This window comes from Burkholderia sp. A9 (assembly GCF_000801975.1).
This window is the reverse complement of sequence record NZ_JSZN01000004.1, coordinates 320,800-347,578: the sequence shown is the minus strand read 5'-3', so window position 1 is coordinate 347,578 and position 26,779 is coordinate 320,800. Positions and strand designations below refer to the sequence as shown.

The 26,779-nt window shown below is 64.5% G+C and carries 25 protein-coding genes; 13 read left to right on the top strand and 12 right to left on the bottom strand.

The annotated features are described in order from the left end of the window. The 3 genes from PI86_RS03485 to PI86_RS03475 all read left to right on the top strand — a co-directional run. Positions 1–297, top strand: a 297-nt coding sequence (locus PI86_RS03485) for an SDR family oxidoreductase (protein ID WP_039318710.1), incomplete at its 5' end; no start/stop codon positions are given. A 122-nt stretch (positions 298–419) separates the two neighbouring features. Next, the gene (locus PI86_RS03480) at positions 420–1,637 is read left to right on the top strand and encodes a patatin-like phospholipase family protein (protein ID WP_039318708.1); all 1,218 of its coding nucleotides are present in this window, start codon (positions 420–422) and stop codon (positions 1,635–1,637) included. 60 nt (positions 1,638–1,697) lie between these two features. Further along, positions 1,698–2,162 carry a hypothetical protein gene (locus tag PI86_RS03475; protein WP_039318707.1) on the top strand — a complete coding sequence of 155 codons (465 nt, stop codon included), beginning with the start codon at positions 1,698–1,700 and terminating at the stop codon, positions 2,160–2,162. A gap of 26 nt (positions 2,163–2,188) precedes the next feature. On the opposite strand, the gene PI86_RS03470 is transcribed toward PI86_RS03475, so the two are convergent. Beyond that, on the bottom strand, positions 2,189–3,073 hold the full coding sequence (locus tag PI86_RS03470; RefSeq protein WP_039318705.1) for a LysR family transcriptional regulator: 885 nt from the start codon (positions 3,071–3,073) through the stop codon (positions 2,189–2,191). Positions 3,074–3,191: 118 nt separating this feature from the next. On the opposite strand from PI86_RS03470, the gene argC reads away from it, so the two are divergent. After that, a complete protein-coding gene (gene argC, locus PI86_RS03465; protein ID WP_039318759.1) occupies positions 3,192–4,157 on the top strand; it encodes an N-acetyl-gamma-glutamyl-phosphate reductase in 966 nt (321 codons plus the stop codon). Positions 4,158–4,317: 160 nt separating this feature from the next. Here argC and PI86_RS03460 read toward each other — a convergent pair whose 3' ends face one another. After that, positions 4,318–5,241 (bottom strand): LysR substrate-binding domain-containing protein, encoded by a 924-nt coding sequence (locus PI86_RS03460; protein ID WP_039318703.1) that lies wholly within the window; start codon positions 5,239–5,241, stop codon positions 4,318–4,320. Positions 5,242–5,358: 117 nt separating this feature from the next. Between PI86_RS03460 and PI86_RS03455 the strand changes: the two genes are divergently transcribed. Then, positions 5,359–6,444 (top strand): tartrate dehydrogenase, encoded by a 1,086-nt coding sequence (locus PI86_RS03455; protein ID WP_014900693.1) that lies wholly within the window; start codon positions 5,359–5,361, stop codon positions 6,442–6,444. Positions 6,445–7,003: 559 nt separating this feature from the next. Here the strand turns inward: PI86_RS03455 and PI86_RS03450 are convergent. After that, on the bottom strand, positions 7,004–7,483 hold the full coding sequence (locus PI86_RS03450) for a nuclear transport factor 2 family protein (RefSeq protein WP_039318701.1): 480 nt from the start codon (positions 7,481–7,483) through the stop codon (positions 7,004–7,006). Positions 7,484–7,538: 55 nt separating this feature from the next. Beyond that, a complete protein-coding gene (locus PI86_RS03445; protein WP_039318698.1) occupies positions 7,539–8,153 on the bottom strand; it encodes a TetR/AcrR family transcriptional regulator in 615 nt (204 codons plus the stop codon). Between the two features lie 191 nt (positions 8,154–8,344). Here PI86_RS03445 and PI86_RS03440 point away from each other — a divergent pair, with 191 nt between their 5' ends. Together PI86_RS03440 and PI86_RS03435 are read left to right on the top strand one after the other, a co-directional pair. Further along, entirely contained in the window at positions 8,345–8,983 is a 639-nt protein-coding gene (locus tag PI86_RS03440) for a GNAT family N-acetyltransferase (protein WP_039318696.1), read from the top strand. Further along, a complete protein-coding gene (locus PI86_RS03435) occupies positions 8,980–9,381 on the top strand; it encodes a hypothetical protein (protein WP_039318694.1) in 402 nt (133 codons plus the stop codon). The genes PI86_RS03440 and PI86_RS03435 overlap by 4 nt, the downstream gene beginning before the upstream one ends. A 496-nt stretch (positions 9,382–9,877) precedes the next feature. On the opposite strand, the gene tdh is transcribed toward PI86_RS03435, so the two are convergent. Both tdh and PI86_RS03425 read right to left on the bottom strand, forming a co-directional pair. After that, the gene (gene tdh / locus PI86_RS03430; protein WP_014900698.1) at positions 9,878–10,906 is read right to left on the bottom strand and encodes an L-threonine 3-dehydrogenase; all 1,029 of its coding nucleotides are present in this window, start codon (positions 10,904–10,906) and stop codon (positions 9,878–9,880) included. Between the two features lie 13 nt (positions 10,907–10,919). After that, entirely contained in the window at positions 10,920–12,119 is a 1,200-nt protein-coding gene (locus PI86_RS03425; RefSeq protein ID WP_014900699.1) for a glycine C-acetyltransferase, read from the bottom strand. Between the two features lie 161 nt (positions 12,120–12,280). On the opposite strand from PI86_RS03425, the gene PI86_RS03420 reads away from it, so the two are divergent. From PI86_RS03420 to PI86_RS03410, 3 genes are all read left to right on the top strand, one after another. After that, a complete protein-coding gene (locus tag PI86_RS03420) occupies positions 12,281–12,892 on the top strand; it encodes a helix-turn-helix domain-containing protein (protein WP_039318691.1) in 612 nt (203 codons plus the stop codon). A gap of 129 nt (positions 12,893–13,021) precedes the next feature. Next, positions 13,022–13,399, top strand: a complete 378-nt coding sequence (locus PI86_RS03415; RefSeq protein WP_039318689.1) for a DUF2471 family protein — start codon at positions 13,022–13,024, stop codon at positions 13,397–13,399. 102 nt (positions 13,400–13,501) lie between these two features. After that, complete coding sequence (locus PI86_RS03410; protein WP_039318687.1) at positions 13,502–14,515, top strand: tyrosine-type recombinase/integrase; 1,014 nt, start codon at positions 13,502–13,504, stop codon at positions 14,513–14,515. 139 nt (positions 14,516–14,654) lie between these two features. On the opposite strand, the gene PI86_RS03405 is transcribed toward PI86_RS03410, so the two are convergent. Further along, positions 14,655–15,836: a DNA-binding protein gene (locus tag PI86_RS03405; protein WP_039318685.1), complete on the bottom strand. Its 1,182-nt coding sequence runs from the start codon at positions 15,834–15,836 to the stop codon at positions 14,655–14,657. 1,822 nt (positions 15,837–17,658) lie between these two features. On the opposite strand from PI86_RS03405, the gene PI86_RS03400 reads away from it, so the two are divergent. Next, a complete protein-coding gene (locus PI86_RS03400; RefSeq protein WP_014900704.1) occupies positions 17,659–19,023 on the top strand; it encodes a replication initiation protein in 1,365 nt (454 codons plus the stop codon). 90 nt (positions 19,024–19,113) lie between these two features. Here the strand turns inward: PI86_RS03400 and PI86_RS03395 are convergent, their stop codons facing one another. Together PI86_RS03395 and parA are read right to left on the bottom strand one after the other, a co-directional pair. Next, the gene (locus PI86_RS03395) at positions 19,114–20,175 is read right to left on the bottom strand and encodes a ParB/RepB/Spo0J family partition protein (RefSeq protein ID WP_039318682.1); all 1,062 of its coding nucleotides are present in this window, start codon (positions 20,173–20,175) and stop codon (positions 19,114–19,116) included. A 23-nt stretch (positions 20,176–20,198) separates the two neighbouring features. Continuing rightward, positions 20,199–20,861: a ParA family partition ATPase gene (parA, locus tag PI86_RS03390; RefSeq protein ID WP_014900706.1), complete on the bottom strand. Its 663-nt coding sequence runs from the start codon at positions 20,859–20,861 to the stop codon at positions 20,199–20,201. A gap of 973 nt (positions 20,862–21,834) precedes the next feature. Between parA and arsC the strand changes: the two genes are divergently transcribed. Continuing rightward, entirely contained in the window at positions 21,835–22,191 is a 357-nt protein-coding gene (arsC, locus tag PI86_RS03385; RefSeq protein ID WP_039318680.1) for an arsenate reductase (glutaredoxin), read from the top strand. 322 nt (positions 22,192–22,513) lie between these two features. Here the strand turns inward: arsC and PI86_RS03380 are convergent, their stop codons facing one another. Then, positions 22,514–22,750: a zf-HC2 domain-containing protein gene (locus tag PI86_RS03380; RefSeq protein ID WP_039318678.1), complete on the bottom strand. Its 237-nt coding sequence runs from the start codon at positions 22,748–22,750 to the stop codon at positions 22,514–22,516. Then, positions 22,731–23,327 (bottom strand): RNA polymerase factor sigma-70, encoded by a 597-nt coding sequence (locus tag PI86_RS03375; RefSeq protein ID WP_039318676.1) that lies wholly within the window; start codon positions 23,325–23,327, stop codon positions 22,731–22,733. The genes PI86_RS03380 and PI86_RS03375 overlap by 20 nt, the downstream gene beginning before the upstream one ends. 367 nt (positions 23,328–23,694) lie before the next feature. Here PI86_RS03375 and PI86_RS03370 point away from each other — a divergent pair, with 367 nt between their 5' ends. Beyond that, complete coding sequence (locus tag PI86_RS03370; protein ID WP_039318674.1) at positions 23,695–24,249, top strand: NADPH-dependent FMN reductase; 555 nt, start codon at positions 23,695–23,697, stop codon at positions 24,247–24,249. 46 nt (positions 24,250–24,295) lie between these two features. Here PI86_RS03370 and PI86_RS03365 read toward each other — a convergent pair whose 3' ends face one another. After that, positions 24,296–26,542: a hybrid sensor histidine kinase/response regulator gene (locus PI86_RS03365; RefSeq protein WP_039318672.1), complete on the bottom strand. Its 2,247-nt coding sequence runs from the start codon at positions 26,540–26,542 to the stop codon at positions 24,296–24,298. Between the last annotated feature and the right edge of the window lie 237 nt (positions 26,543–26,779).

Genomic DNA, 26,779 nt, shown 5'->3' with positions numbered 1-26,779 from the left:
CTCGGCCTGGCCCGCGTGCTGGCGAAGGAAGGCGCGAAGCACAACGTGCGCTCGCACGTCGTGTGTCCGGGCTTCGTGCGCACGCCGCTGGTCGACAAGCAGATTCCGGAGCAGGCGAAGGAACTCGGCATCAGCGAAGAGGAAGTGGTGAAGAAGGTGATGCTCGGCAATACGGTCGACGGCGTGTTCACGACGGTGCAGGACGTCGCGCAGACGGTGCTGTTCCTGTCGGCATTCCCGAGCGCCGCGCTCACCGGCCAGTCGTTCGTCGTCAGCCACGGCTGGTTCATGCAGTAACGCCCTCGCCTCCCTGACGGGAGGCGATTCCCGCACCACGCCTATCCTCAAGATGGCGTGCCGTCGATCGACGACACGCCATCCGTCTCCGCCATCGATGGCGGGATTTCTCGGAGCAACTGATGAAACCGCACGCGCGTACAGAAAAGCAGGCCGTCGATGCGGCGGACCTGCATCACGAAGCCGGTGCGCCGGCCGCTGCGCGGTCGCTGCCGTACGAAACGATCGCCCTCGTCCTGCAGGGCGGCGGCGCGCTCGGCGCGTATCAGGCCGGCGTGTTCGAAGGGCTGCACGAGGCGGGCGTTCCGCTCGACTGGATCGCAGGTATCTCGATCGGCGCGCTTAACACCGCGCTGATCGCGGGCAATGCGCCCGAACATCGGGTCGAGCGGCTGCGCGAATTCTGGGAAACGATCTGCCAGCCGGCGTTCTTTCCCGCGATGCCGGCTGCGTTCGAATTTGCGCTGTTCAACAGCATCGACCAGATCCGCACGTTCTTCACCGCATCGCAGGCCGCGAGCGCGATGATGCAGGGCCAGCAGGGTTTCTTCGCGCCACGTTTCCCGCCGCCGCTGCCGGGTGTGTCCGATCATCCGGAAAAGATCAGCTGGTACGACACGTCGGCGCTGCGCGCGACGCTGCTGAAGCTGTGCGATTTCGACCGGATCAACTCGGGCGAGACGCGCGTGTCGGTCGGGGCAGTGAACGTCGGCACCGGCAACTTCGTGTACTTCGACAACTCGCGCATCCGCCTCGCGCCCGAGCACTTCATGGCGTCCGGCGCGCTGCCGCCCGCGTTCCCGCCGGTCGAGATCGACGGCGAGTACTACTGGGACGGCGGCGTCGTGTCGAACACGCCGCTGATGGAAGTGCTGCGCGCGCGTCCGCGCCGCGACACGCTCGCGTTCCAGGTCGATCTGTGGAGCGCGCGCGGGCCGCTGCCGCGCACGATGGCCGACGTCGCGGAGCGCACGAAGGACGTGCAGTATTCGAGCCGCACGCGTTTCGTCACCGACACGCTGCAGCGCGAACAGCGCTACCGCAACGTGCTGCGCCACGTGCTCGAGCAGGTGCCGGAAGAGCAGCGCAAGAACGACCCGTGGTGTATCGAGGCTGAAGCGATGTCGAGCGGGAAGAAGTACAACATCCAGCACCTGATCTATCAGCAGAAGGCGTACGAGCACCACTACAAGGACTATCAGTTCGGTCTGTCGACGATGCGCGACCACTGGTGCGCGGGTCTCGACGACATCCGCAAGACGCTCGCGGTCAAGGACGGCCTCGCGCTGCCCATCAACGACGCGGGCTTCGTCACGCACGACATTCACCGCCGCCGGTGATGCCGTGTGCGACGGACCGGTGCGCTGCCTGCGCCGGTCCGTCCTCTTTTCCGATTCGACATGCCGATTTTCATCGCGCTATTCGCGCTCATCGCCATTGGATGGGGCGCGGTACACCTGTTTCATGTCATTGCCGCGCAGTTCGGCCAGCCAGTCGCGATCGCGGCCGCGGTGCTCGCCGCCGCGATCCTGATCGCGCTGATCGCGTGGTGGATCAAACGCCGCCGCGACATCGCACCGAACACGAAGGAACAAGGCTGGACCCACATCGTGCATCGCGCATGGGGCGAATTGCGTGTATCCGCGACGCAGGGGCTGCTGTGGCTGTCGCATGACGGCGCGGACGGCCGCTATACGCTGTCGCAGCTCGACGCCTGCGAGGCCGCGCCGATCGATGGCCGCTGGCATCTGGTCGTGCGCGTGCGCGACACCGTGCGCGGCGAATGGAAACTGCCGATGATGGACAAGCGCGATGCGCAGCGCTGGGCGCGCGTGCTGATGCTCGCGAAGGACAACCGGCTGTAACACAGCGGCGCCGTTCGCCAAACGCCCTATCGTGCGCCGAGCGCCCATAACGCGTCGAGCACGTGCTGGGTCGACCGATCGATCGGGCCGGCGCGATGCGCGATGCCCAGTTCGCGCCACAACGCCGGACGCAGCGGCCGCATGACGATCCGTGCGTCGGGCAACGGGGCGCCCGCTTCGTGCGGCAGCAGCGTCGCGCCGTAACCCGCGGCGACCAGACTCTTGATCGCATCGTTGTAGTTGAGCTCGATGCGGGGCTCGGGCCGGTGACCGCCGAGCGCGAACCATTCCGTCGTGAGCCGCGACAGGCGGGTCGTCGCATCGTTGAGAATCAGCGGACGCGCGGCCAGATAGGCTGGCGTCACCCGCGCCGGAAGCCGCCAGTCGGCAGGCAGAAAGGCCAGCACCGGATCGCGCCGCCACGCGCGGATCGACAACCCCGCGACCGCCGGCTGCGGCAACGCCACCAGCCCGACGTCGAGCGTGCCCTGCGCAATGCGCGCCAGCGTGTCTTGCGACGTGAGCACCGCGATCTGGACATCGATGTCCGGATGCCGCTCGCGCAGCCGGACCACCGCCTGCGGCAACAGATGGGCGATCGCCCCGGTCGATGCCCCGAGCCGCACCCGCCCGGTCAGCCCCTGCACTTGCCGCTCCACGTCGTCGAGGGTCGACTCGACCTCGGCCAGCAGGCGGCGCGCCCGCTCCACCAGCACGGCACCGATGGTCGACGGCTGCACGTTGCCGCGCGTGCGGGACAGCAACGGCGCACCGATGCGGCTTTCGAGTTCGGCGACATGAAGGCTGACCGTCGGCGGCGCAAGATGAAGCAGTTGCGCCGCGGCCACGAAGGATCCCTGGTCGGCGATTGCGACCAGTGTACGCAGCCGGTCCAGGCTGATCTCGCGCATGCTTGCCTCTCGTTCAGGAAAACTGAATCCGGCAATCAGGAAATTCAACTTTTCCTATTCTAGGCGCTCGGTGGACGATACGGCTTTCCCGATGTCCGAAACGAGAAACGCGACCATCATGAGCCTCCCCACTGTCTACATCGACGGCGACCAAGGTACGACCGGATTGCAGATCCACGAGCGCCTGCGGGATCGCACCGACCTGCGGCTCGTCACGCTGCCGGATGCCGAGCGCAAGGACCCCGCGCGGCGCGCTGAAGCGATCAACGCATCCGATATCGCGATCCTGTGCTTGCCCGACGCCGCCGCGCGCGAAGCGGTCGGCTTCATCCGCAATCCGGCGGTACGCGTGATCGACGCGAGTTCGGCCCATCGCACCGAACCGGAATGGGTGTACGGCTTTCCCGAGATGGTCGAAGGACACGCGCAAACCATCGCGCGCGCGCAGCGCGTCACCAATCCGGGCTGCTATCCGACGGGCGCGATCGGCCTGCTCCGGCCGCTGCAACACGCCGGGCTGCTGCCGCGCGACTACCCGGTGAGCATCCATGCGGTGTCCGGTTACTCGGGCGGCGGGCGAACCGCCGTTGACGCATTCGAATCGAACGGCGCGGCACACGCGAAGCCGCTGCAGGTCTACGGCCTCGCGCTCGCGCACAAGCACGTGCCCGAGATCCAGCTGCATGCCGGGCTCGCGCATCGTCCGCTGTTCGTGCCGGCTTACGGCGCCTATCGGCAGGGCATCGTGCTGACCGTGCCGATCGAGCTGCGCCTGCTCCCGGCCGGCGTGACCGGTGAGTTGTTGCACGCGTGTCTCGCGCACCATTACGCCGGCGCGCGCCACGTCGAGGTCACGCCGCTCGCGGATACGCGCGCGATCACGCATCTCGATCCGCAAGCGCTGAACGGGACGAACGACCTGCGGCTTGGCGTGTTCGTCAATGCCGATCATGGCCAGGTGCTGCTGTCCGCCGTGTTCGACAATCTCGGCAAAGGGGCATCCGGCGCGGCCGTGCAGAATCTCGACCTGATGCTCGGTGCAGCGGGCGACGCGAAAACGGCGAAAGCGGCGAAAGCGGCGTGAGCCGCGTGCGGGCGCCATCGTCCGCCTGCCCGGCGCATCGCGGCCAGCGACGCGTCGGTGCCCACGGCACGCTGCCGGCTCGCGACGCGGTCGCGAGCCGTAAACGGGCGTGTGCCGACGCTCCGCACATGCCCCCGCAAAAGCTCACCTTTGACCGATTTCAGGTCGCATCGTCGCTCGCAGCGGCATTCAAACCGGCAAGCGCCTCCGCCAGAAAATCGACACACACGCGCACTTTCGCCGAAGCCGCGACGCGTTCCGGATACACCGCCCAGATGTTCGCCGGCTGAATCGCGTCCGGCAGCACGCGACTGAGTTCGCCGCGTTCGATCAGCGGCCCCGCTTCCCAGATCGAACGCAACACGATCCCGCGCCCGGCGAGCGCCCATTGCACGGCCACCTCGCCGTGGTTCGTCGACAGCGCGCCGCCGACCTTCACCGTTGCCGTTTCTCCGCGCAGGTTCAACCGCCAGACGCCGAACGGATGGTCGCGCTCCTTGATCGCGAGACAGTCGTGCGACGCGAGATCCGCGAGCGTGCGCGGCGTGCCGCGCCGTGCGAGATAGTCGGGCGACGCGCACAGCACCCGATAGTTCGCGGCAAGGCGGCGCGCGATCAGGTGATCGGCGATGTCATCGCCGATGCGCACGTCGAGGTCGTAGCCCTCGCCCGCCACGTCGACCAGCCGGTCGAACAGATCGAGCCGCACGTTTAGCTGCGGATAGCGCGCGGAGAAGTCGAGCAGCGCCGGCGCGATGACATGGCGGCCGAAGCCGAAGCTGCTCGAGATGCGCAGCGTGCCGCGCGGCACCGTGCGCGTGGTCGATACGTCCTCGACGAGATGATCGACGTCGTCGAGAATCTTCTCGGCCCGCGCGAACACGCGTTCGCCGGCCTCCGTGACCGTCACGCGACGCGTCGAGCGATGCAGCAGCCGCGTGCCGAGCTGCGCCTCGAGCAGCGCGATGCGCTTGCTCACATACGCGGGCGACACCGCGAGCTGCTCCGCAGCCGCGCTGAAGCTCGTCAGGCGGACGACCAGGCTGAAGACGCGCAGGTCGTCGAGATTCGGCGATTTATTCACGATTCGTGGAAAGTCGATTAACCTTTCGCACGATTTTAATCTGAATGGAAATAAATAAAATGGCGTCATGTTCCGCTGCGCACGCTGCCAGCGGCCCGATCAGCCAAGGAGGCTCGCATGAGCGACAAGACGTACAGGATTGCCGTCATCCCCGGTGACGGCATTGGCCGTGAAGTAATGCCCGAGGGCCTGCGCGCGCTCGACGCCGTGACGGCACGCTTCGGTATCCGTTTCCAGTTCGAGCAGATCGACTGGGCGAGCTGCGACTACTACGCGCAGCACGGCAAGATGATGCCGGACGACTGGAAGGCCCAGCTGTCGGGCATGGACGCGATCCTGTTCGGTGCGGTCGGCTGGCCCGCGACGGTGCCCGACCACATTTCGCTGTGGGGTTCGCTGCTGAAGTTCCGCCGCGAGTTCGACCAGTACATCAACCTGCGGCCCGCGCGCCTGTTCGACGGCGTGCCGTCGCCGCTCGCCGGCCGCAAGGCAGGCGACATCGACTTCATGATCGTGCGCGAGAACACCGAGGGCGAATATTCGTCGGTCGGCGGCACGATGTTCGAGGGCACCGAGCGCGAAGTGGTCATGCAGCAGTCGATCTTCACGCGTCACGGTACCGAGCGCGTGCTGAAGTTCGCGTTCGAACTCGCCCAGCGCCGCGCGAAGCGCCTGACCGTCGCGACGAAGAGCAACGGCATCGCGATCAGCATGCCGTGGTGGGACGCGCGCGCGGCCGAAATGGGCGAGCGCTATCCCGAGATCACCGTGGACAAGCAGCATATCGACATCCTGTGTGCGCGCTTCGTGCTGCAGCCGGACCGCTTCGACGTCGTCGTCGCGTCGAACCTGTTCGGCGACATCCTTTCCGACCTCGGTCCGGCCTGCACGGGCACGATCGGCATCGCACCGTCCGCGAACCTCAACCCGGATCGCACGTTTCCGTCGCTGTTCGAACCGGTGCACGGTTCCGCGCCGGACATCGCGGGCCAGTACATCGCGAACCCGATCGCGATGATCTGGTCGGCGGCGATGATGCTCGACTTCCTCGGCAACGGCACGGGCCGCGAACGCGAAGCGCACGACGCGATCGTCGCGGCGATCGAGGACCTGCTGCGTACGGGGCCGCGCACGCGCGATCTCGGCGGTCAGGCGGGGACGCAGGAAGTGGGCGAGGCGATCGCTGCGCGGATCGCAGGCTGAACGACCGATGTGAAGGGTGCGCGGTTGCCAGGCGGTCGATGGAGGTCGTGTCCAGGAGTGAGCCCACACGACTGAGTGCTGCGCACCTTGGTTGATTCCGACACGCACGCCTGGAAGCGTGGGTGTCGATGTCGATTTCGAACGGTGAGCAATGCGATTCGATGGCACGCACGGTTATGCGTCGATCCATCACCGTGTCTGGCGTCACGTTGAAGTCGAGCGGTGAGTTGCATCGCGCATCGATACACACCGATTGAATCTCACCACTGTGCGTGTATGTAGCAAATGCGCCGCCGATGTCGCATTCGATTCGCACGTGATCAACGAAAGCTCGTGCACGACAATGCATGCTGTGCTTCCGTCAGCGCAATCGCGCCGTTTCCTGCGAAGATTGAGCGGTGAGATGCCGGGCGTGAAAAATCACACCGTCCGGCACAGAATGCCCCTTCTCCCGAAAACACTCACCTCAGCACACGCCTCCCGTATTTCCTCACCGTTGGGCACGGACTGCGCGCTCGATGCACGATCGAGCGCGTCCCCGCATCGTCGTCGTGCGGCGTCACAGCCCGAGATCGGACAGGCCGGGATGGTCGTCCGGACGGCGGCCGAGCGGCCAGTGGTACAGGCGATCCGCTTCGCGAATCGGCAGATCGTTGATGCTCGCGTGGCGATGCGCCATCAAGCCGTTTTCGTCGAACTCCCAGTTTTCGTTCCCGTATGAGCGGAACCAGTTGCCGGCGTCGTCATGCCATTCGTACGCGAATCGCACCGCGATGCGATTGCCGCCGAACGCCCACAGCTCCTTGATCAACCGGTAGTCGAGCTCGCGCGTCCATTTCCGCTGCAGCAGGCCGACGATCTCGTCGCGGCCCGTCACGAACTCCGCGCGATTGCGCCACCGGCTCTGCGGCGTATAGGCGAGCGAGACGCGCTGCGGGTCGCGCGTGTTCCACGCATCCTCCGCGGCGCGCACTTTCTGGTGCGCCGTGTCGAGCGTGAAGGGCGGAACGGGCGGACGAACTTCCGGGGAAGCGGCCATGGGATGCTCCTGTTCAAGGTTTGGGCCGCGCACGAACGCAGCCGGTTGGGACGCGTTACTTCGACGCTCGAGACACCGTATCGAGCAAGAGTTCGGCGGTTGCGCGCGCATCGCGCGCAACGCTTGCATCGCCGCTGACGAGCGCCACGCCGATCGCGCCGTCGATCAGCACCAGCCATTGACGCGCGACGCGGGCCAGCCCGCGGCGCTCGATCCCGGCGGCGTCGGCGTACGCGTCGAACCGCTCGCGCACGAACGCGAGCAAGCGTGCCTTGTGCAGACGTGCGACGACGCGCACCGGATCGTCGGCATCGGCAATCTCGCCGGACGCGTTCAGGAACGCGCAGCCGTGAAAATCGGGTTGCACAAACCAGTCACGCAGCACCTCGAACATGCCGAGCAAGTGCGCACGCGGTGACTTGCCACGCGCCAGCGTTGCGTCGACGAACCAGCGCATCCAGCGTTCGTCACGGCGCTCGAGCGCGGCGACGACCAGCGCCTCCTTCGATTCGAAATGCGAATAAAAGCTCTTTCGCGCGGCGCCCGACCGCTTCACGATCGCATCGACACCCGTGGCGTGGATGCCGCCCGAGTAGATCAGCGCTTCGGCCGCGTCGAGCAGCCGGTCGCGAACGGCTGGTTCGCCGACGAGGTCGTCATGTGTGTTCATGGGTTTACGGTAGAACGATCGTTCTCACTCGTCAACACCCGGGCGAAAAGGCCCTGTCGGCGGGAGGGCCGAACGCCGCGTGGTTCCGATGGCGCACAGCGCATTTCAGGCGGCGTTTACGACATTTTTTCTTGAAGCGAACGCACGGCGCTCACTACACTTCGGTCACCCTGTCTGGCCGAAAGGACATCATGCAGCGACCGGAATCCGCACGCTCCCGGCGTGCCCATGCGGCTTATGCGAAGCGGCTCGACGGCCGCGTCGTCGTACGGCGTTTCGATCCGCGCAGCGATTCGTACGAGTCGCTGACCGCGTTGCTACATCGCGCGTATGCGCATCTCGGCGCCGCGGGTTTCAACTGTCCGGGGGTCGACCAGCCGGCGTCGGCGACGCGTGAACGCACGCTCACCAGCGAATGTTTCGTCGCGCTCGGCAGCGGGTATCTGGTCGCGACGATCACGATACAGCCGCACGATCCCGATTCGCGTTGCGATCCGTACCGCAGCCGACGCGTCGCGACGCTCGGCCAGTTGGCCGTCGATCCGGCCTGGCAGGACCGCGGCATCGGCCGTGCGCTGCTTGCGTTCGCGCAACGGCGGGCTGCCGCGCGTGGCGCGACGCACATCGCGCTCGATGCGCCGCATGCGGCTGTCCGGCTCGTCGAGTTCTATCGCCGCGAAGGGTTTCAGTTGATCGATGTGATGCGGTTTGCAGCGCATAGCTACGACAGCGCGATCCTGTGCAAAGCCGTCGGGGTGCCAGGCGAGCGGATGCCTGCATCCGACATGACATCGATCGACGTCGCGCAGCGTGCCGGAGCGGCGTCATGAAACACGATGCCGACGACGATCGCGCGCGGCTTGCCCTGCGGCATGTCCGCATCCGTGCGGCACTGCGGATGCGCGGTCTGTCGAAGCTGACGGTGATCACGATCGCGGTCACGCAAATACTGACGCTCGTGTTCGACGCTCTGCTCGTTTCAGTCGGCGACACGCCGGAAGCCGCGACGTTGCTGCTGTTCCGCTTCGTCACCTGCGCGCTCGTCAGCTTCTGGCTTCAGGCGGACGCATCGCGTGCGTATCGGCATGCGGCGCAACACGGGCTCGTGACGGTTTCCGGCGTGCATGGCGAGCTGATCGAGATCGCACCGCAATGCCCGAAGCGCTGGCTCGTCGTGCTGAGTCTGCAGCTCGAACCGCGATGGTTGAATGGTGAGCGAATCAAATAGCATGCGGCGCACCTGTCGATGCCGACAGGCCGGCTGACGGGTGAGTTGGCACGTCATCGATCGCCTCACGCATCGAGGCTGCCGTGGGAACGGAGCAAGACCGTGGCAAGCGGGCGAGGCGGCGCTTGCCGCGCTATTCAAGCGCGGCAAGCGAGAACGAAAGGGTAAGAAGAAAGACACGGCGCCGAGCGACGCGACAGCGGGGACAGGGGAGCAGCCTTGATGGGTGAGGTGCATGCGCAATGGCATGTCACCGATGGGTCCCGGGGGATCGCAGCGTGATCGCCCTCGCATCACGAACGAGAAACCGCGTGCAGCCGTTGAATTCCGCGCCCACAGGTGCAGCGAATGCGTGATCGAGCTGCCGTTCGGCACGCAAACACAGCTCCCGAATTTCCTCACCTTAAGCGTTTGCCGAAGCCGCCGGGCCTCGACAAACGCTCATACCGACGCGAGCGGGGCAGCCGGCAAACGCGCCGAGCGGCCCCGCCGGCACTCAGACCGTCCAGTCGAGAATCACCTTGCCGCTTTCACCGGACAGCATCGCGGCGAAGCCTTTCTCGTAATCGTCGGCCGCAAAGCGATGCGTGATGATCGGCGACAGGTCGAGGCCGCTTTGCAGCATCGCGACCATCTTGTACCAGGTCTCGAACATCTCGCGACCGTAGATGCCCTTGATCTCGAGCCCCTTGAAGATCACCTGGTTCCAGTCGATCGCCGTCTGCGCGGGCGGAATGCCGAGCAGCGCCACCTTGCCGCCGTGATTCATCGCCTCGAGCATGCTCGTGAATGCGCTCGGCACGCCCGACATCTCGAGGCCGACGTCGAAGCCTTCCGTCATCCGCAGGTCGGCCATCACGTCGCGCAGCGACTCGCGTGCGACGTTGACCGCACGCGTCGCGCCCATCTTGCGCGCGAGCTCGAGCCGGTAGTCGTTGATGTCGGTGATCACGACGTTGCGCGCGCCGACATGCTTCGCGATCGCGACAGCCATGATGCCGATCGGGCCGGCACCGGTGATCAGCACGTCCTCGCCGACGAGGTTGAACGACAGCGCCGTGTGCGTCGCATTGCCGAACGGATCGAAGATCGACGCGAGATCGTCGGAGATCTCGGGCGGGATCTTGAACGCATTGAACGCCGGAATCGCCAGATACTCGGCGAACGCGCCCTCGCGGTTCACGCCGACGCCGACGGTGTTGCGGCACAGATGCCGGCGCCCCGCACGGCAGTTGCGACAGAAACCGCACGTGATGTGGCCTTCGCCGGACACGCGATCGCCGATCGCGAAGCCGCGCACTTCCTGCCCCATCTCGACGATCTCGCCGACGTATTCGTGACCGACGTGCATCGGCACGGGAATCGTCTTCTGCGCCCAGTCGTCCCACTTCCAGATATGGATGTCGGTGCCGCAGATCGCCGTGCGGCGAATCTTGATCAGCACGTCGTTGTGTCCGACTTCGGGACGCTTCACGCGCGTGAGCGTGAGGCCCGGGCCGCGTTCGAGCTTTGCCAGTGCTTTCATGATCGCGCCTCCGTCAGACGATGCCGAGCGACTTGCCGACGCGCACGAACGCGGCGACCGTCTGGTCGATCTGTTCCGGCGTGTGCGCCGCGCTCATCTGCGTGCGAATGCGCGCGCGACCGCGCGGCACAACCGGGAACGAGAAGCCGATCACGTAGACACCTTCGGCGAGCAACCGGTCGGCCATGTTGGTCGCGAGCTGCGCGTCGCCGAGCATCACCGGGATGATCGGGTGCGCGCCCGGCACGAGCGTGAATCCCGCTGCGGTCATCTGCTCGCGGAAACGCACGCCGTTTTCGCGCACGCGCTCGCGCAACTTCGCACCTTCGTCGCTGCCGAGCAGTTCCAGCACCTTCAGCGACGCCGCGGCAATGCTCGGCGTCAACGTGTTCGAGAACAGGTACGGGCGCGAACGCTGGCGCAGCAATTCGACGATCTCGCGACGGGCCGCGACATAGCCGCCCGATGCGCCGCCGAGCGCCTTGCCGAGCGTGCCGGTGATGATGTCGACGCGGCCTTCGACGCCGCAGTGCTCGGGCGTGCCGCGGCCATGCGTGCCGATGAAGCCGACCGCATGCGAATCGTCGACCATCACGAGCGCGCCGTAGCGATCGGCGAGGTCGCAGATGCCTTTCAGGTCGGCGATGATGCCGTCCATCGAGAACACGCCGTCGGTCGCGATCAGCTTGTGACGCACGCCCGCTGCGTCGGCTTCCTTCAGCTTCGCCTCGAGGTCGGACAGGTCGTTGTTCTTGTAGCGGTAACGCTTCGCCTTGCACAGGCGGATGCCGTCGATGATGCTCGCGTGGTTCAGCTCGTCGCTGATCACCGCGTCGTTCTCGTCGAGCAGCGTCTCGAACAGGCCGCCGTTCGCATCGAAGCAGCTCGAATAGAGGATGCTGTCCTCGGTGCCGAGGAACGCAGCCAGCGCGCTTTCGAGCTGCTTGTGCACGGACTGCGTGCCGCAGATGAAACGCACCGACGCCATGCCGAAACCGTCCTGGTCGAGACCGGCCTGCGCCGCGGCGACCAGGCGCGGATCGTTCGCCAGACCCAGATAGTTGTTCGCACAGAAATTCAGCACGCCGGCACCGCCGGCGAGCCGCACGGCCGCCGCCTGGGGACTCGCGATCTCGCGCTCGGTCTTGTAAAAACCGTCCGCACGGATCTGGTCGAGCGTCCCGCGCACCTGGGCGAGAAAGGCATCACGCATCGCAAAGCTCCTGACAGGGATTCGCATTCCGGCACGCGCCACTCGTGGCGGCAGCGCAACGGCCTGCTACTGTTATAGTCGGTCGTTCGGTTGACCGCACTTATCCGATATTCCGAACTAGAATTCGAAATACCGAACAACTCTAAGCGAACGGAAACCAAATGGCAAGTTCCTCCGCGTCGCGGCGCACGCCAGCCGGCGCCGCACCGCAGCCGCCGGCCGTCACGCCGCCGCGAGTCGGCGAGCAAATCCAGCGCCTGCGCAACGAGCGCAAGCTGACGCTCGACGACCTGTCGCGCGCGGCCGGCGTATCGAAATCGATGCTCTCCGAGATCGAGCGCGACAAGGCCAATCCGACGATCGCGGTCGCGTGGCGGCTCACGAATGCGCTCGGCATCACGCTCGACGAACTGTTCTCGCAACCGAAAGCGCCGGAGACGATCCGCGTGGACGGCCCGCACGACATCCCGACGCTCGCCGGCCACGACGGCCGCTACCAGCTGCGCGTGTGGGGTCCGATCGACCTGGCCGGCAAGTTCGAGTGGTACGAGCTGACGCTGCCCGGCGGCGGCGCGCTCGTGTCGAACGCGCACGAACCCGGCACCCGCGAGCACCTCACCGTGCTGCAGGGTGCGATGGAAATCGAAGCCGCGGCGGCGAGCCGACGCCTGAAAACCGGTGACACGGCGCGCTACCCGGCCGACACACCGCATGCGATCCGCAACCCGGGCAAGGGCGAGGCCCGCGCATTACTGATCGTGATCCATCGCTGACGATGCGGATAGCTGGCAGAAAGGCCAGTTGCGGAAAATACTGTATGTTTGTACAGTATACGGACATTCCGCCATGCATGGCCGGAGCCGGCGCACCGAGGCGCCCGCCCCGGTCGACAGGAGCCTGCGATGACAGAAGAACAAGATTTGGCCGCGCTCAGCTTCAAGGCTGCTGCGCACGACCTCGAGCTGATCGTTCGCCATATTGCCGGGCGCTACATCCGTCAGCGCGTCCCGCTGTCGTGGCGCCTGCTGCACGCCATCGAAGCCGAGGCGCTCGCCGATCTCGGCTTTGCCAGCCGGCACGAGGCCGGCATGCGTCAACTGTTCGAACGGCCATCGGACATGACCTTTCCCGAAACGGACGATCCGATCGACTTCGGCCGGTCGAACGCGCTCCCTGCCGTCTTCTCGTTCGCGGTCCTCGCGTATGAAGCGGCGGCCAGGTCGCACGATGCGGCGCCCCGCGAGCGCATTCACCGTCCGTCCAAGGCGTGGGGCGACTGACGCCATGCCCGGGCCGTCCGACACGGCGGCCCCCTCCCGCATCCTGCTGCCCGCGACGTTGCGGAAAGGGCTACCATATACGCAACTAACGGAATAAATAACATGTCCCTTCCCACGTCCCCCGACACTCCTGCACGCCCGGAAGAAAAGGATCTGTTCGACCGCGGCACGTCCGACTGGATCGTCTCACCCGAAACCGCGTTCGACGCCTGGCTTGCCATGCAGGACTACCGCCGTTCATCGGCCGATGTCTATCGCGCGCAATGGGGTGCCTTTCTCACCTGGCTGCGTGCGCATCAGAAGAACCTGGCCACGGTCGACACGGCATCGATTGCGAACTTCGTCGGCGAGCTTCCGATCCGGAAGACGCAACGAATGCGCTATTTGCGGCTGATCGAGCGCGTGCTCGACCACATCCGGCGCACCGAGTTCGCATCCACCAACCCGGCCCGCTTCATTGCTCAGGATGGCGAAGCGAACTGGCGACAGGCACGCGACAACGAGCCGACCGGTTTCCTGACGCCAGCCGAACGCGCGAAGTTGCTGGCCTACCTGTTTTCGCCGATCAGCGTGTCTGGCTCCGCATACTGGAAAGAACGGCGCGACCGCGCGCTCGTCGCCGCGTTTCTCGGCGCAGGCGTGAAAACCGGCGAAGCACGCGCACTTACGATTAGTTGCATCACTACGAGTGGAACGTCGCTGCAGATCCCGTCAACGCATCCCGATTTCGCGCGCGAAACCCATCTGGCGTCGTTCGCGATCGCGTTGCTCGAAGCATGGCTCGTGGAGCGCAAGCGCCAGGAGATTCCGGGCGATCTCGTGTTCCCGGCCTCGCACGCCGGGCGGCCGATGCACAAGGCGACGATGCTGCGCGCGATCGATGCGATCGTCGAATCCGCCGGGCTCACGTCGTCGCGCACCGCGCGCGCGAGTCCGCAAACGCTGCGCAACAGCTATGCGGCCGAACTGTTCGAGCACGACGTGGCGCCCGAGCGGGTCGGCCAATGGCTGGGCTTCGTGCGGCCGATTTCGTCGAACCGGCTGCACCGCGCGTGGAAAAACTGGCGCGATGACCTGGCCAATGGTGCCCCGTCCGACCAGGAAGAAACTCACTGATCCAAAGCCGGCTGCTCAAGCGACATGAGCCGTGAGCAGCCTTGCTCGGCCGAGCCTCACCGTTTCACAGCTCCCGAAAAACCTCACCTCAAGCGTCCCGGATCACCTCACCTGTGGGATGGCTGTGCCTGCCGGCCCGTCAGTTGCGCGCAAAGCGCGCAACTGCTTCGAATCGGGAAGGCCACGGTCCCGACGCATGTTCGCATTCGGGGCACGATACTTCGAACCCGTCGTCGCCATGCGACAGCTCCGGTTCACCGTCGCAATGCGGGCACTGGTTCGGTACCGGAATCTCGTGATCCAGCGACGTACCGATCGCGGAAAACGCATCCGCATCCAGTTGGCCCGCCTCGGCCAGACGCCGGATCAACGCGGAAATCTCCGGATTCATCCCGCGGCTCGCGCGCAGTGTGTTCACGTCGCGCGTCGCGCGTTCCAGTTCGTCACCCTGGCTGCGCAGCTGTTCCTCGAGCCGGTCCGCGCGGGCCTTGGCCGAACTCAGCTGCTGAAGGAAATCGAATTCCTTGCGCTGCACGTCGCGCAGGCCGCTCTGGTAGGTCGATGCCATGCTGCGCAGCGAATCCAGTTCGACCAGCATCGGTTTGACGCGACGCTCGGCTTCGGCCACCGCATCCTTGATCTGCTGCGCATAGTGCTCGGTACGCTGCTGCAATTCGGCTTGCAGCGTATCGATGCGGTCGCGCAGCGCCGCGTTCTGCGTCTGTTCCGCATCGACGCGGCCGGCCATTGCCGCCAGTTCTTTTTCGAGTCGGGCAACTGTGGTGAGCAGCGTCGCTTCGTTTGCCGAACCGTGCGTCGATTGCGACGCGAGTTGCACTTCGAGTTCGGTCACGCGCGCCTGCAACTGGTCGTTGCGGGTTTCACTGCGGGCGAGCGCGCCTTCGAGTGTTTCCTGGCGGACCGTGGCGTCGCGCAGCCGCTGTTCCGCGTCGGTCACGCCGGCGCGAACCTGTTCGCGGTCAACGTCGAGACTTTCCCGCGCCGCTTTCAATGCCTCTTCATATAGCGCGCCGAGCAATGCACCTGCCTTTTCTTCGACCGCTTTCGGAATTGCCGCACCGTCGAGCCTGATCTTGGACGCGGAACGGATGCGTTCCCAGAAGTGATCGATGTCCTTCGGAATATCGCTGGCACTGCCGGTCTGCGTCAGATCGCGAACGTTGGCGGCCGATGGCCGGATGCCCAGATCGAAGAACAGGCGCTTGCAAGCATGCAGCGACAGTTCCTGGCGCCGCGCACCGCTCGCGCGCAGCGATTCCAGTTCTTCTCGGATGACTTCACGCATTTCATCCAGCGTCATGGCAGGACTCACAGACATTGAAATGTTGTGATCATAACGAAATACGTATTTTTTGATACTTGTTTCCGCTGACCGTGGTGAATTTACATCGCTGTGCACAGAAATCGGATCTGTGAGCTGTTCTGGACGAGCCAGCGCTCCGATTCCGTGAAACAAAGCGAAGAAAGTTAGCCAAGTCCTTGTACTAACAGCGTTTTCGAGTAGGCACAGAAAAAGGGCATTTGTTTCACATGACAACGGACATCGCAGCCTGTGGGTGTTCAGGGGTTGGGGTCTCTGTGGAAAACTCGACGGCCTATGTCTTGAGAGTATTAGAAGTAAACACCCTTGAACCCTTAGTTAAAAACGTTAACGCCACGGCACAGCCTTATGTAGCAAGGCTTTCCGGCTGACAAGGTGAAGTTTTACGGGAACCAAGGTGATCTTCTGCGGGAGCTGAAGTGATGGGGTTCAGGGAGCTGCGTGAGCCGATGCGGGAAAGGTCGTGAGCGGATTCGGGATCACAGTGAAACACGAGGTTTCCCAAGGGTGAGGGTTTTCGGGTCCGCACAGCCGCGGAGCCCGCGCTGTGACTACGCGCACAGTTTTCTGCCTGTGCAGACATAGGTGAGAATTTGCGGGACCTTCTTCGCGCCCCGATTCTGCCCATCTTTTGGGCAGTTTTCATGAAAGGTGAGGTTTCACGGGACTCCGCGCGGATTTGCTGTGAGGGTTTCCGGGAAACGACTGCCATTTTGCACAGCAAAAGGGCCCTGTGGGGCCAGGGAAGCCCTAAAGGTGAGGCTTTTCGGGAGCGAAATCCGGGTTTTCCAGCCCGGATCCCGTTGAGGTGAGCTTTTTCGGGGCATAAATCACAGCGTGCCGGCGCCCTCACAGGTGAGATTTTTCAGGAGCGCTATTTGCTCGAAAATTGGTCAACGGTGAGGCTTTTCGGGACCTGTGACGGGACGAATTCGCCGAAAAGCCCGCCGGGACTGGCAGAAATCTGATTTTTACTGTGCCACTTTTGGGCACAGGTGAGGTTTTTCAGGAGCCGACACACAGCTATCGCATCGGCCCGGATGTCAGAAAGGTGAGGCTTTTCGGGGGATGATCGTCGGACACAGCGGAGTGCCTGCAGCACATAAGTATCGGATGCCATTGACATTTTTGATACCGCGCCGGTTACGGTGAGATTTTTCGGGAGGCGCTTTCGCGTCCGTTGCAGCGCCGCTTTTTTCAGTAAGGTGAGGTTTTTCGGGAGGTGACGGCGGTCGATCCCGTGCGTGCCGGGGATTCGTCGGGGGCCTGGTCACAGACTTCCGAGCCTGTGAGGTGAGAATTTTCGGGACCGAACGCGTTTTGCACGCTGTACAATGCGCGCCCGGGCCTGTGAAACGGGTTCGATCGACACAGCAGGACGCCATTTCGATCGCCGCTTCCGGCTACCGGACGGGTTCGCGATCGCCCGCACAGGCACGCCTGTACATGCATACAGGCCGCTGCGGACCGGTCGGCGCGATGCCGGGACATCCAGTGGCGACCCTGTGACGGACGTACGCCGACGCAGTCGTAAAATTACGACAAATCGAAAGGTGAGCGAATACGGGAGCAAGTTTCGCACGTGTCGAGCACAGGCAAAAATCTGTGAATCGGCGCATCCCGCGACACGTCTGGAAGAGTCGGAAACGCCGTAATTCCGGACCGGTGAGCGTTTTCGGGAGGTGGTTGGGGTGAGTGCCGTTTTGCACGCGCACTTCACCGGCTATGGTGAGCATGTCGTTCTGGACGCACATCACCACAGGCGCTATCCTTCCGGAAAACTTCTCCTCCGACCCGACGCATGGCCACGAAGCGCGCCAAGAAAACCGATGTGGATGTGGTGAGTGCCAGTTCAGCCGAATTGCGTAAGGCCGTCGAGGCGATCGCAATTCAGCCGAAGAGCGGCAAGATCACGCTCCTCACCCGCAAGCTGTTCAATGTCCTGCTCGCCGTCGCGCAGCAGGCCGACGACTCGGGCGATACCTATCGCGCGCTGTTGTCGGACATCGTTGCCAACTCCGCTTTCGATTCGAACGACACCGCACTGGTGAAGGAACACCTGCGCCGCATGGTGTCGGTGCAGGTCGAATGGAGCACGGGCACGTCGAGCCAGAAGCCGGGCCGCAAGTGGGGGATCTCGACGCTGATCGCCGATGCGGAAATTCTCGAGGATCCGGCCACCCGCCGCGTGTGGGTCGAATTCTCGTTCGCACCGAAGATCAAGAAGAAGCTGCTCGACCCGGTCCAGTACGCACGCCTGAGCCTGCAGTTCCAGAGCCAGTTGCGCAGCAGCGCCGGCCTCGCGCTCTACGAAATCTGCGTGCGCTACCTGACGAACCCGAGTCACCTGACGATGCGCGAACCGTGGGAATGGTGGCGGCCGATCCTGTCGGGCACGCCGGACACGGAAGCCGGCGACGAGGCGAAGCGCGAGTACAAGTACTTCAAGCGCGACTACCTGCGTCCGGCGATCGCCGAGGTCAACGCGGTCACCAACATCTTCGTCGAACTGATCGAGCATCGTGAAGGTCGGCGGGTCGCGGAGATCCAGTTCCGCGTGACCGAACGCAAGCAGCCGATGCTGGCGCTCGACGAGCATCCGAACGTGTTCGACAGCACGCTGGTCGACCGGATGGTGAAGCTCGGGATTCCGCTCAAGGAAGCGCAGACGCTCTACGCGGACAGCGAGGAAAACCGGATTCGCGCGGCGTTGCAGATGACCGAGCAACGGATGCGCAGCACGACGCTACCGCCGGTGCGCAGCGCGCCCGCGTTGTTCAAGGATGCGCTGAAGAAGGGTTATGCGCCGCCGGTCGAGTCCGTCGACGCGCTGCCCGCCGGCACGCCGTCAGCGAAGGTCGTCGCGGCGCAGCCGGACGATCTGAAGGCGCGTCTGTTGAGCGAATTCGCGGCGTTCCGCCGCAAGGAAGCGAAGGTGCTGTACGAGGAGCAAGGCGACGCGGAGCGCGAAGTGGCGCGCGAGTCGTTCGAGTCGGAAGTGCTGCCGACGATGGGCTCGCACCTGCGTGACGACTGGCGCAAGCGCGGTCTCGATTCGAAGCTGGCCGAGACGGCGTTTTTCGACTGGCTGGCCCAGAAGACCTGGGGCGAGCCGACCGACGGCGACCTGCTGTCGTTCACCCTGAATCAATCCCGGGCCGCCTGAGGCCCGTTCAGGCCCGCTGACGGGCCGCCGCCGGCCGCCCGCCCCCACCGGCGGGCCCGGCGCCTCGCCAGGCCCTGCCGGCCGCTTTCCTCAGTCCGACAACAGCATCCGCTCGAGCTGCTCGAGGATCGCGTCGCGCTTGTCCTTCGGGAGGCCGCGCAGGCGCAGTTCGATGCGGTCTTCGCCATACGACTTCAGATCGCCGACCGACTTGCCGCCGAGCTTGATCTCGAGGCGCTGCGCATAGCGCTGACGGCCGGCCGGCTTCGGCGTTTCCTGCGCCGCGACGCGGCCCTTGACGATGTCCGACACCTGGCGCGTGCTGAGATCGTCGGACACGATCTTGTTGATCAGCCGCAGCGTTGCGTCGGTGCCGCGCGCATTGTGATAACGGCCGACCTGATACGCCATGTTCGACCCGAAGCGATCGGGGCGCGCGACCATCTCCTGCATCACCGTTTCCGGCAGCTTGCCGATCGACAGCGCAACGGCGACCGTCGATTCGTCGAGGCCGAGATGTTCGGACAGCTCCTTCTGACTCTGGAAGTGCTTGTCGTCGAGGAAGCGACGCCATACGACGGCGTTGTCGAACACCGTCTGCGAATCGCGCTGCACGTTCAGGTCGTAGCCGAGCTTGTAGCTCTGGATCCCGATCGGCACGTCGATCACGATCGCTTTCACCGATTCCTTGTTCGCCTCCTTCAGCGCGCGCACGCGACGGCCGCCGTCGCTGACGAAATACGAGCCCGGATTGTCGTAGTCCGGAATCACGTGGATCGCCTGCTGTTGCCCCTGCTTCGCGAGGTTGACCGCGAGTTCGGCAATCGACGACTTCAGATAGAAGTGGCGCGGGTTGAACGGGCTATGCTTGATCGCCTTCAGCGACAGCTCGATCACCTGGCCGGGCGCGTAGCGGTTCTCCAGACGCCATGCGCGATATTGCGGCGATTCGTCGGTCGACGGATCGAGCAGGACTTCCGGAGCCGGCGGCGGCGTGATGTCTTTCTTGGCGGACTTCGTCGGGGCCGGCGTGGCCGTCTCGGACTTGACGATGCCGTCGATGGCATTCAGTCGATCAAGCGCCGTGCGCTTCTCGCTCGTCGTGATATCCGGGCGCGCTTGGAATCCTTTTGCAAATTGGGAGGGCTTCATGTGACTCCTTTATGCGCATAAAGTCAGGGCAGCATGGCGACGATTTCGTCGGCACATGCGCGGATTTCCGCAGCGGCCAGCTTGGCGCCGCGATCGTTCATCTGCAGCACGGTCTGACCGAGCGCCATCGCCTGCTTGTACGCTTCCCGGGTCGGGATTTGCGTCTTCAACAGCGGGAAGCCGAGTTCCTCGAGCGCGCGCTTGAGTTCGCGCGTCAGCATGCGCTTCTCTTCGGTCTTGTTCAGCAGGAAGACGGCACGGAGGTCTTCGTTCATCACCTGCGCCTGCTGGATCAGCTTGACCAGCCCGACGCTCGACCAGTAATCGGCCGGCGACGACGAAGTCGGGATCACGGCAATCGATGCGGCGAGCAGCACGACGCCGGACACCTTCTCGGTAATCGACGGCGGGCAGTCGACAACGATGATGTCGTAGTCGTTGATGAACTTCTTGATCTCGCGATGGATCTGGCCGCCGGCTTCGGCGAGGTTGACGACCGGGAAAGGAATACCGGCGTCGCTGTCACCGGATGCGCTCGACCAGTGAATCAGTGTGTTTTGACCGTCTGCGTCGACGACGAGGACGCGCTTCCCTTTCTCATGGAATGCCGCGCCGAGGTGCATGGCAATCGTGCTCTTGCCGACGCCACCTTTTTGTTGAGTGACTGCAATGATTTCCGCGGCCAATTTTCACTCCTGTTTTTGGTCGTTGGAATTCTACAGGACGATATTTATATTTCAATGAAATTGTCGTTCGCCAACTACGCGTTAGCCATTCGGGCTATCGGTTTATGCGCATAAACGAATGGAGTATGCTGGGTGGCTGGAACAGTGGAGTCGAGGTTGTCGCGCGTGGATGATGCGCGACTGGAGAGTCGCGCTGTCAGGCGTCTCGTGATCACGTTCGGGAAGCCGGTCGCTGCGATGTGTCAGCACCTGCCCTTCCGCTTGTTGAGAGGGCGCAGCCTCGGTGGCGGGTGAGTTTGTGCGCATAAACTTTCGGGTTCTGGTGAGGACCGGCGAGACCAACCCGTCGATTGCACTCACGCCCGAATGGGGACCCAACTCGGCCTCGGCCGACGAGATACGCGCAAAGCGCGCCGTGTGCGTCGCCGAAGCGCAGTCCGCCCTGCGGTGTTTATGCGCATAAACCATCGAGCGGATCGACGACTACCTTCGGTCGCACGCTGGCAGTTGCGTATCAGGTTGAACTGCGACGATGCCCCGGGCGCCATCACATATCGAGTCACTGATCACTCAGGGCATCGAAGCGCGAGCGCTCAACGAGGGCTCCTTCTTGTCGATGCGCTCTGAAACGCGCGATATGAACGGGCATTCCCAACCCGGTAAGCGTGAGCTTTATGCGCATAAACCCAACGACGGATAAGCCATACGGCGGCTTTCGCGCTGCCGCCTGCATCACGTCATAGCGATGCGTCGTCACTCACCTGCGCTCTTCATTCTTGCAGACGGCCTCTGGTGATCGTCCACGCAACACACTTTATGCGCATAAACGCATCAAGCGCGTTTCGCACTCGCTGGCGCGCCCTACGTCACACCGAGTCTTCATTCCCCTCTTCCCCTCGCACGTCGATACCCCGCCGAAACGCTCCCAACCAGACTGGCTACAATACCGACCTCTACCACCCAGGCCTGAACGATGATCACGATCTACCACAATCCCCGCTGCTCGAAGTCCCGCGAGACGCTCGCGCTGGTCGAGACGCTGAACACCACCGGCGCGCCGGTGAATGTCGTCGAGTATCTGAAGACGCCGCCGACGGTCGAGGAACTGGAAGCGCTGCATCGTCAACTTGGGCGCCCGGTGCGCGACATGCTTCGCGACGGAGAGGCGCCGTACAAGACGCTGGCTCTGGCCCGCGCGAATCTGACCGATGCGGAGGCATACGAAGCGATTGCCGCGCATCCGATCCTGCTGCAACGTCCGATCGTCGTGTATCGAGGCAAGGCAGCCATCGGGCGGCCGCCCGAGTCGGTACGTGCGTTGTTCGAATAATTATTGCCTGGCGTATTTTTCTTATCGCGTCACCCCGGCGCGAGCGCGCCGGATCGATCGACTGAAGTCGCGTACCGCAATCGACCTCCGTGGCCGTGACGCCGGCAGCACCGTACGTGACGCTCACCGGCCGCTGGTAGCCGCAATCCAATCACAAGGAGCGCGGCACGCCGGATCGATCGACTGAAATCGCATACCGCCGACGATCTCCGACGTCGCGCGCGGGCAGCGCCCTCCACAGTGACCGCGAGCCGCCTCCAACGGGCAACCCGACAACCTCATCCATCGCCCTACCCCGCACTCCCCGAACGACACCGGCAACTCAGTCCTGGCCGTCGCCCGACGATTCATCCGCCTTCCCGGCCGCCCCATCCCTCGCACTCCGCCCCGCCGCCGCTTGCGCGGCCGTCCGCAGCAGTGCGATCTGGCCGCGATAGGCCCGGCATCCGCTGCAGACCGGCAGATGCACGCGCACCTGCACGCGCTCGTGCAGCGTCAAAGACCGGTCGAGTGCATCCGACAGCAGTCGCGTCACGTTCCTACATTTCCCCGGCAGCATCTTCGGTCGTCAGTCCTTTTTCGCTGAGGCAGGTGCGCAGGCGCGTGCGCGCCCGATACAGCAGCACGCTGCAATGATTCGTCGTCAACGTCAGTTCGCTGCAGATGTCGTTGATTTCGACATCGAGGAATTCGCGCATCATGAACACGCGCCCGATTTGTTCCGGCAGATGGTCGAGGCAGACCTGGAACAGCGTCCAGAACTGCTGTTGCTGCAGTAGCGTTTCGGGGCGCGGCCACGGTCGCGGCTTCGTATGCGCGGCCCAGTGCCCGTTTTCCTTGAACAACTCGCGATCGAGCACGGATTCGCCGTCGAGCTCCGCATCGAGCGCGGACAGGCTCACCGTCCGCTGCCGCACGCGCAGGATGTCGATCAGCTTGTTGCGCAGGATGCCGAACACCCAGGTCTTGTGGGCGGACCGTCCGGCAAACTCGCCCGCGTGCGACCACGCGGCGGTCAGCGCTTCCTGCACCGCATCTTCGGCCGCATCGGCATCGCGGAGCTGAAGTCGCGCGAAACGCAGCAGGTCGTGCCGCAGTTGCGAGAGGTAGGCGGGATCGTCGTACGCGGACGGCATGGCGGGTCGGGAGTCTCAAGGAGCGATCGCGCGCATGCCACCGGGCGGGCTTGTCGCGGTCCGAGCAGCTTACTGGGCGCGACGCCGACCCGCAATGCATGTTCCGTCACGAATTCACGAATCCTGCCGGCGCGCTGCGCTATGCTTGCCGGAGCCCCGCGTCGCGCGCCGCGAAATCGCGATGCAGGCGGTCTGTAACATCAGACCATAACGATCAAGTTATCCACAATTTCTGTGGAAAACCTTGTGGAAAGTCGGCCGCTCGGCCCCGTGGGACGGCTCGCGGGCTGGCTTGCCTATAAACAGACCTTTGTCGTCTGTTCAGAATCAATCGATCCGATTCGTTACTCACCGGAAGGAGAAAACCATGTCCTATCGTGTTGCGGTCGTCGTCGGCAGTCTGCGTCGCGGTTCCTGGAACCTGGCGCTCGCGCATGCCGTGATCTCGCTCGCCCCCGCCGATTTCTCGTTCGAATTCGTCGAGATCGGCGAACTGCCGCTGTACAGCCAGGATTACGACGCGGATTTTCCGGAAGTCGCGCAGCGCTTCAAGAAGTCGATCGAAGCGGCCGACGCACTGCTGTTCGTCACGCCCGAGTACAACCGGTCGATCCCGGGCGTGCTGAAGAACGCGCTCGACTGGGGCTCGCGCCCGTGGGGTCACAACTCGTGGTCCGGCAAGCCGGGCGCGGTGCTCGGCACGTCGCCGGGCGCGGTCGGTACCGCGCTCGCGCAGCAACACCTGCGCAACGTGCTCGCGTATCTCGACGTGAAGATGCTCGGCCAGCCCGAGATGTTCATCAAGCACGACCCGGCGCGCATCGACGACCAAGGCCAGATCGTCAGCGAGGATACCCGCAAGTTCCTGCAGGGCTTCGTCGATCGCTACGTCGACTGGGTGCGCGTGCTGAAGGCGGCCTGATCGCCCTCCCCTTCCCGCTGTCGGCGCCGGGCCCGCGTGCCGTGGGTCAGGTGCCGGTGTGCCGCGCATCGCGCGCTTCGCGGATCCCGAGCAGGATCTCGTCGAGCAGCGCGATGTCGAACGGCTTCGACAGCACGCGCACGTTGACGGTGCGCGTGCGATCGAGTTCCTCCGCGTAACCCGTGACCAGAATCACGGGCAGCTTCCCCGGCCGCCTGGCGATGGCTTCGGCGAGATCGATGCCGTTCAGGCTGCCCGGCATGTGGATATCCGAAATCACCAGGTCGAACGTGTCGTTCGCGGCCGCGCCTTCGACCAGGCGCAACGCGTCGTCGGCGGTGGGCGCATAGGTCACGCGGTGCCCGAGCAGCGTGATCAGCGCTTCGGTGCCGGCCGCGACTTCGCTGTTGTCTTCCACCAGCAGCACGTGCAGGCCCGCGAGCGCGCTCGTGTCGTGTGCGACGGCGGCGTGCGGCCGCGCGACGATGTCCTCGACGCGCGCGCGCGGCAGGTAGAGGCGCACCGAGGTGCCGGCGCCGACCGCGCTGTCGATCGTCGCGAGGCCACCCGAGCGCTCGCAGAACGCGAACACCTGCGGTAGCCCGAGGCCCGTTCCCATCCCCTGCGCCTTCGTCGTGAACAGCGGCTCGAACGCGCGCGCGAGCACGTCGGGCGCCATGCCCGAACCCGTATCGTCGAGCGAGATCTGCACGAAATCGCCGGTCAGCGGAAAGCCGTCCTCGCGGCGCAGCGTCACGTTGCGCGCGCCGACCGTGAAGCGGCCGCCGGTCGTCATCGCGTCGCGCGCGTTGACCGCGAGGTTGATCACCGCGAGCTCGAGCTCCGCGACATCGATCCGGATCGGCCACACGCCGGGTTCGATCGCGACGACCAGCAACGACTTCGAACCGAGCGATGTCTTCAGCAGTTCGCGGCACGTGTCGAGCCATTGGCCGATGTCGATCGTCTCGTTGTGCAGCGGCTGCTTGCGTGCGACGCCGAGCAGCTGGCGCGTGAGCGACTGGCCGTTCTTCAGCGCGCGTTCGATCGCGTCGAGTTCCTTGTCGAGTTGCTGGACCCCGCGTCGCCGCACGATCTGCACGTTGCTCGAGATGATCATCAGCAGGTTGTTGAAATCGTGCGCGACGCTGCCGACCAGGTTGCCGAGCGCCTGCATCTTGCGCGACTGCCGGTACGCCGATTCGATCGAACGCCGCATCGACGCCTCCGCCTGCCAGCGGTCCCACGCCTCCTCTTCCGCCTTCAGCCGCTTCAGCGACAGCCAGATCACCGACCACAGCGCGACCGACGGCGCGAACATCGAGATGAACAGCACGCTCAGGTGTTCGTACCATTCGCGCCAGATTGCCGAGGTCCGGTACGCGCAGGTCACGTATACGGGGTAGCTGCCGACCTGGCGGTACGCGACGATCTCGCTGCCGGCGCCGTCATGGCGCACGCGCACGATGCCCATGCGCGGATCATTGCTGGCGTTGCCGAAGGTGGCGATGCGATCGGTGTGCGCAAGCGACGGCGGCGGCGGGTACGACGCGATCACCGCGCCGTCGGAGCGTGCGAGCGCCATCGTCATCGGCGTGGCCGCGCCGCCGAGCAGGTCGCGGTAGAACGCGTTGAAATACGACGACTTGAGCGCGATCGACACCATCCCGGCGAACGAACCGTCGCTATGGCGTCGCGCGACGCCCGTGTTGAACACGGGGATGTTCTCGAGCTTGAGCGGCCCCATCATCAGCCGCGAGATATGTTCGATGACCTTGCCGTCGCGAATGCCCACGAAGTCGTCGCGGTTCGCGATCGACGCATAGGGCGCCGGATAGTAGAGGCTGTTCGCGAGCAGCATCCCGCTCGCGCCGAAGATCGACACCGCAGCCACCTGTGGATAGCCGCCGCCGATGGTGTTCAGCGCTTCGTGGATGTCGGACTCCTGGCGGCGCACGGTGGCGTCGTCCATGTCCTGCACGAGGTCGACGATGCGCGCATCGAGCGTTTCGCTCAGGTCGAACACCTTGAGCGCATGCTCCTCTGCGACGCGCACGGTGCGCATCGTCACGTCGCTTGCCGCGGCTTCGCGCGTCCTCAGGTCGTTGTACGCCATCACCGACACGTAGATGCACGGCAGCACGATCGCCGCGACGAGCAGCACGATCAGCGTGACGCGACGCACCGCGAAATCGTGCTCGGGCGCGCCGGCCGCATAGCTGCCGTCGTCCTGCCAGTCGTCAGCGGGTGTGGAGGCGTGAGTGCGGGAGTCGGCGGGCCGTTCGGACGTCATCAAGGAAAGCGGGTGAAGCGGAGGTGTTCCATCATAAACGAGTTGCGCATGCCCGCCGCGCCGCCGCACGTGCGCGCTACCTGTCAGGTCCGACAGGGGAACACTGAAAGATTGAAAACGCTATGAATCCGGCAGCGCAAACGTACACAAGGAAAAATTTTGCGTGCTTATCCCGGAAATGGTCGCGGCTGTTTTCGGAATGCCGGGCGATCGGATCGATTCTGTTTGAAATAGTGA

What these genes read in the sequence shown, in the direction of transcription:
- PI86_RS03480 (WP_039318708.1), top strand. Translation starts at nt 420, where the DNA reads ATGAAACCGCACGCGCGTACAGAAAAGCAGGCCGTCGATGCGGCGGAC.
- PI86_RS03475 (WP_039318707.1), top strand. Translation starts at nt 1,698, where the DNA reads ATGCCGATTTTCATCGCGCTATTCGCGCTCATCGCCATTGGATGGGGC.
- PI86_RS03470 (WP_039318705.1), bottom strand. Translation starts at nt 3,073, where the DNA reads ATGCGCGAGATCAGCCTGGACCGGCTGCGTACACTGGTCGCAATCGCC.
- argC (WP_039318759.1), top strand. Translation starts at nt 3,192, where the DNA reads ATGAGCCTCCCCACTGTCTACATCGACGGCGACCAAGGTACGACCGGA.
- PI86_RS03455 (WP_014900693.1), top strand. Translation starts at nt 5,359, where the DNA reads ATGAGCGACAAGACGTACAGGATTGCCGTCATCCCCGGTGACGGCATT.
- PI86_RS03450 (WP_039318701.1), bottom strand. Translation starts at nt 7,483, where the DNA reads ATGGCCGCTTCCCCGGAAGTTCGTCCGCCCGTTCCGCCCTTCACGCTC.
- PI86_RS03445 (WP_039318698.1), bottom strand. Translation starts at nt 8,153, where the DNA reads ATGAACACACATGACGACCTCGTCGGCGAACCAGCCGTTCGCGACCGG.
- PI86_RS03440 (WP_039318696.1), top strand. Translation starts at nt 8,345, where the DNA reads ATGCAGCGACCGGAATCCGCACGCTCCCGGCGTGCCCATGCGGCTTAT.
- PI86_RS03435 (WP_039318694.1), top strand. Translation starts at nt 8,980, where the DNA reads ATGAAACACGATGCCGACGACGATCGCGCGCGGCTTGCCCTGCGGCAT.
- tdh (WP_014900698.1), bottom strand. Translation starts at nt 10,906, where the DNA reads ATGAAAGCACTGGCAAAGCTCGAACGCGGCCCGGGCCTCACGCTCACG.
- PI86_RS03425 (WP_014900699.1), bottom strand. Translation starts at nt 12,119, where the DNA reads ATGCGTGATGCCTTTCTCGCCCAGGTGCGCGGGACGCTCGACCAGATC.
- PI86_RS03420 (WP_039318691.1), top strand. Translation starts at nt 12,281, where the DNA reads ATGGCAAGTTCCTCCGCGTCGCGGCGCACGCCAGCCGGCGCCGCACCG.
- PI86_RS03415 (WP_039318689.1), top strand. Translation starts at nt 13,022, where the DNA reads ATGACAGAAGAACAAGATTTGGCCGCGCTCAGCTTCAAGGCTGCTGCG.
- PI86_RS03410 (WP_039318687.1), top strand. Translation starts at nt 13,502, where the DNA reads ATGTCCCTTCCCACGTCCCCCGACACTCCTGCACGCCCGGAAGAAAAG.
- PI86_RS03405 (WP_039318685.1), bottom strand. Translation starts at nt 15,836, where the DNA reads ATGACGCTGGATGAAATGCGTGAAGTCATCCGAGAAGAACTGGAATCG.
- PI86_RS03400 (WP_014900704.1), top strand. Translation starts at nt 17,659, where the DNA reads ATGGCCACGAAGCGCGCCAAGAAAACCGATGTGGATGTGGTGAGTGCC.
- PI86_RS03395 (WP_039318682.1), bottom strand. Translation starts at nt 20,175, where the DNA reads ATGAAGCCCTCCCAATTTGCAAAAGGATTCCAAGCGCGCCCGGATATC.
- arsC (WP_039318680.1), top strand. Translation starts at nt 21,835, where the DNA reads ATGATCACGATCTACCACAATCCCCGCTGCTCGAAGTCCCGCGAGACG.
- PI86_RS03380 (WP_039318678.1), bottom strand. Translation starts at nt 22,750, where the DNA reads ATGCTGCCGGGGAAATGTAGGAACGTGACGCGACTGCTGTCGGATGCA.
- PI86_RS03375 (WP_039318676.1), bottom strand. Translation starts at nt 23,327, where the DNA reads ATGCCGTCCGCGTACGACGATCCCGCCTACCTCTCGCAACTGCGGCAC.
- PI86_RS03370 (WP_039318674.1), top strand. Translation starts at nt 23,695, where the DNA reads ATGTCCTATCGTGTTGCGGTCGTCGTCGGCAGTCTGCGTCGCGGTTCC.
- PI86_RS03365 (WP_039318672.1), bottom strand. Translation starts at nt 26,542, where the DNA reads ATGACGTCCGAACGGCCCGCCGACTCCCGCACTCACGCCTCCACACCC.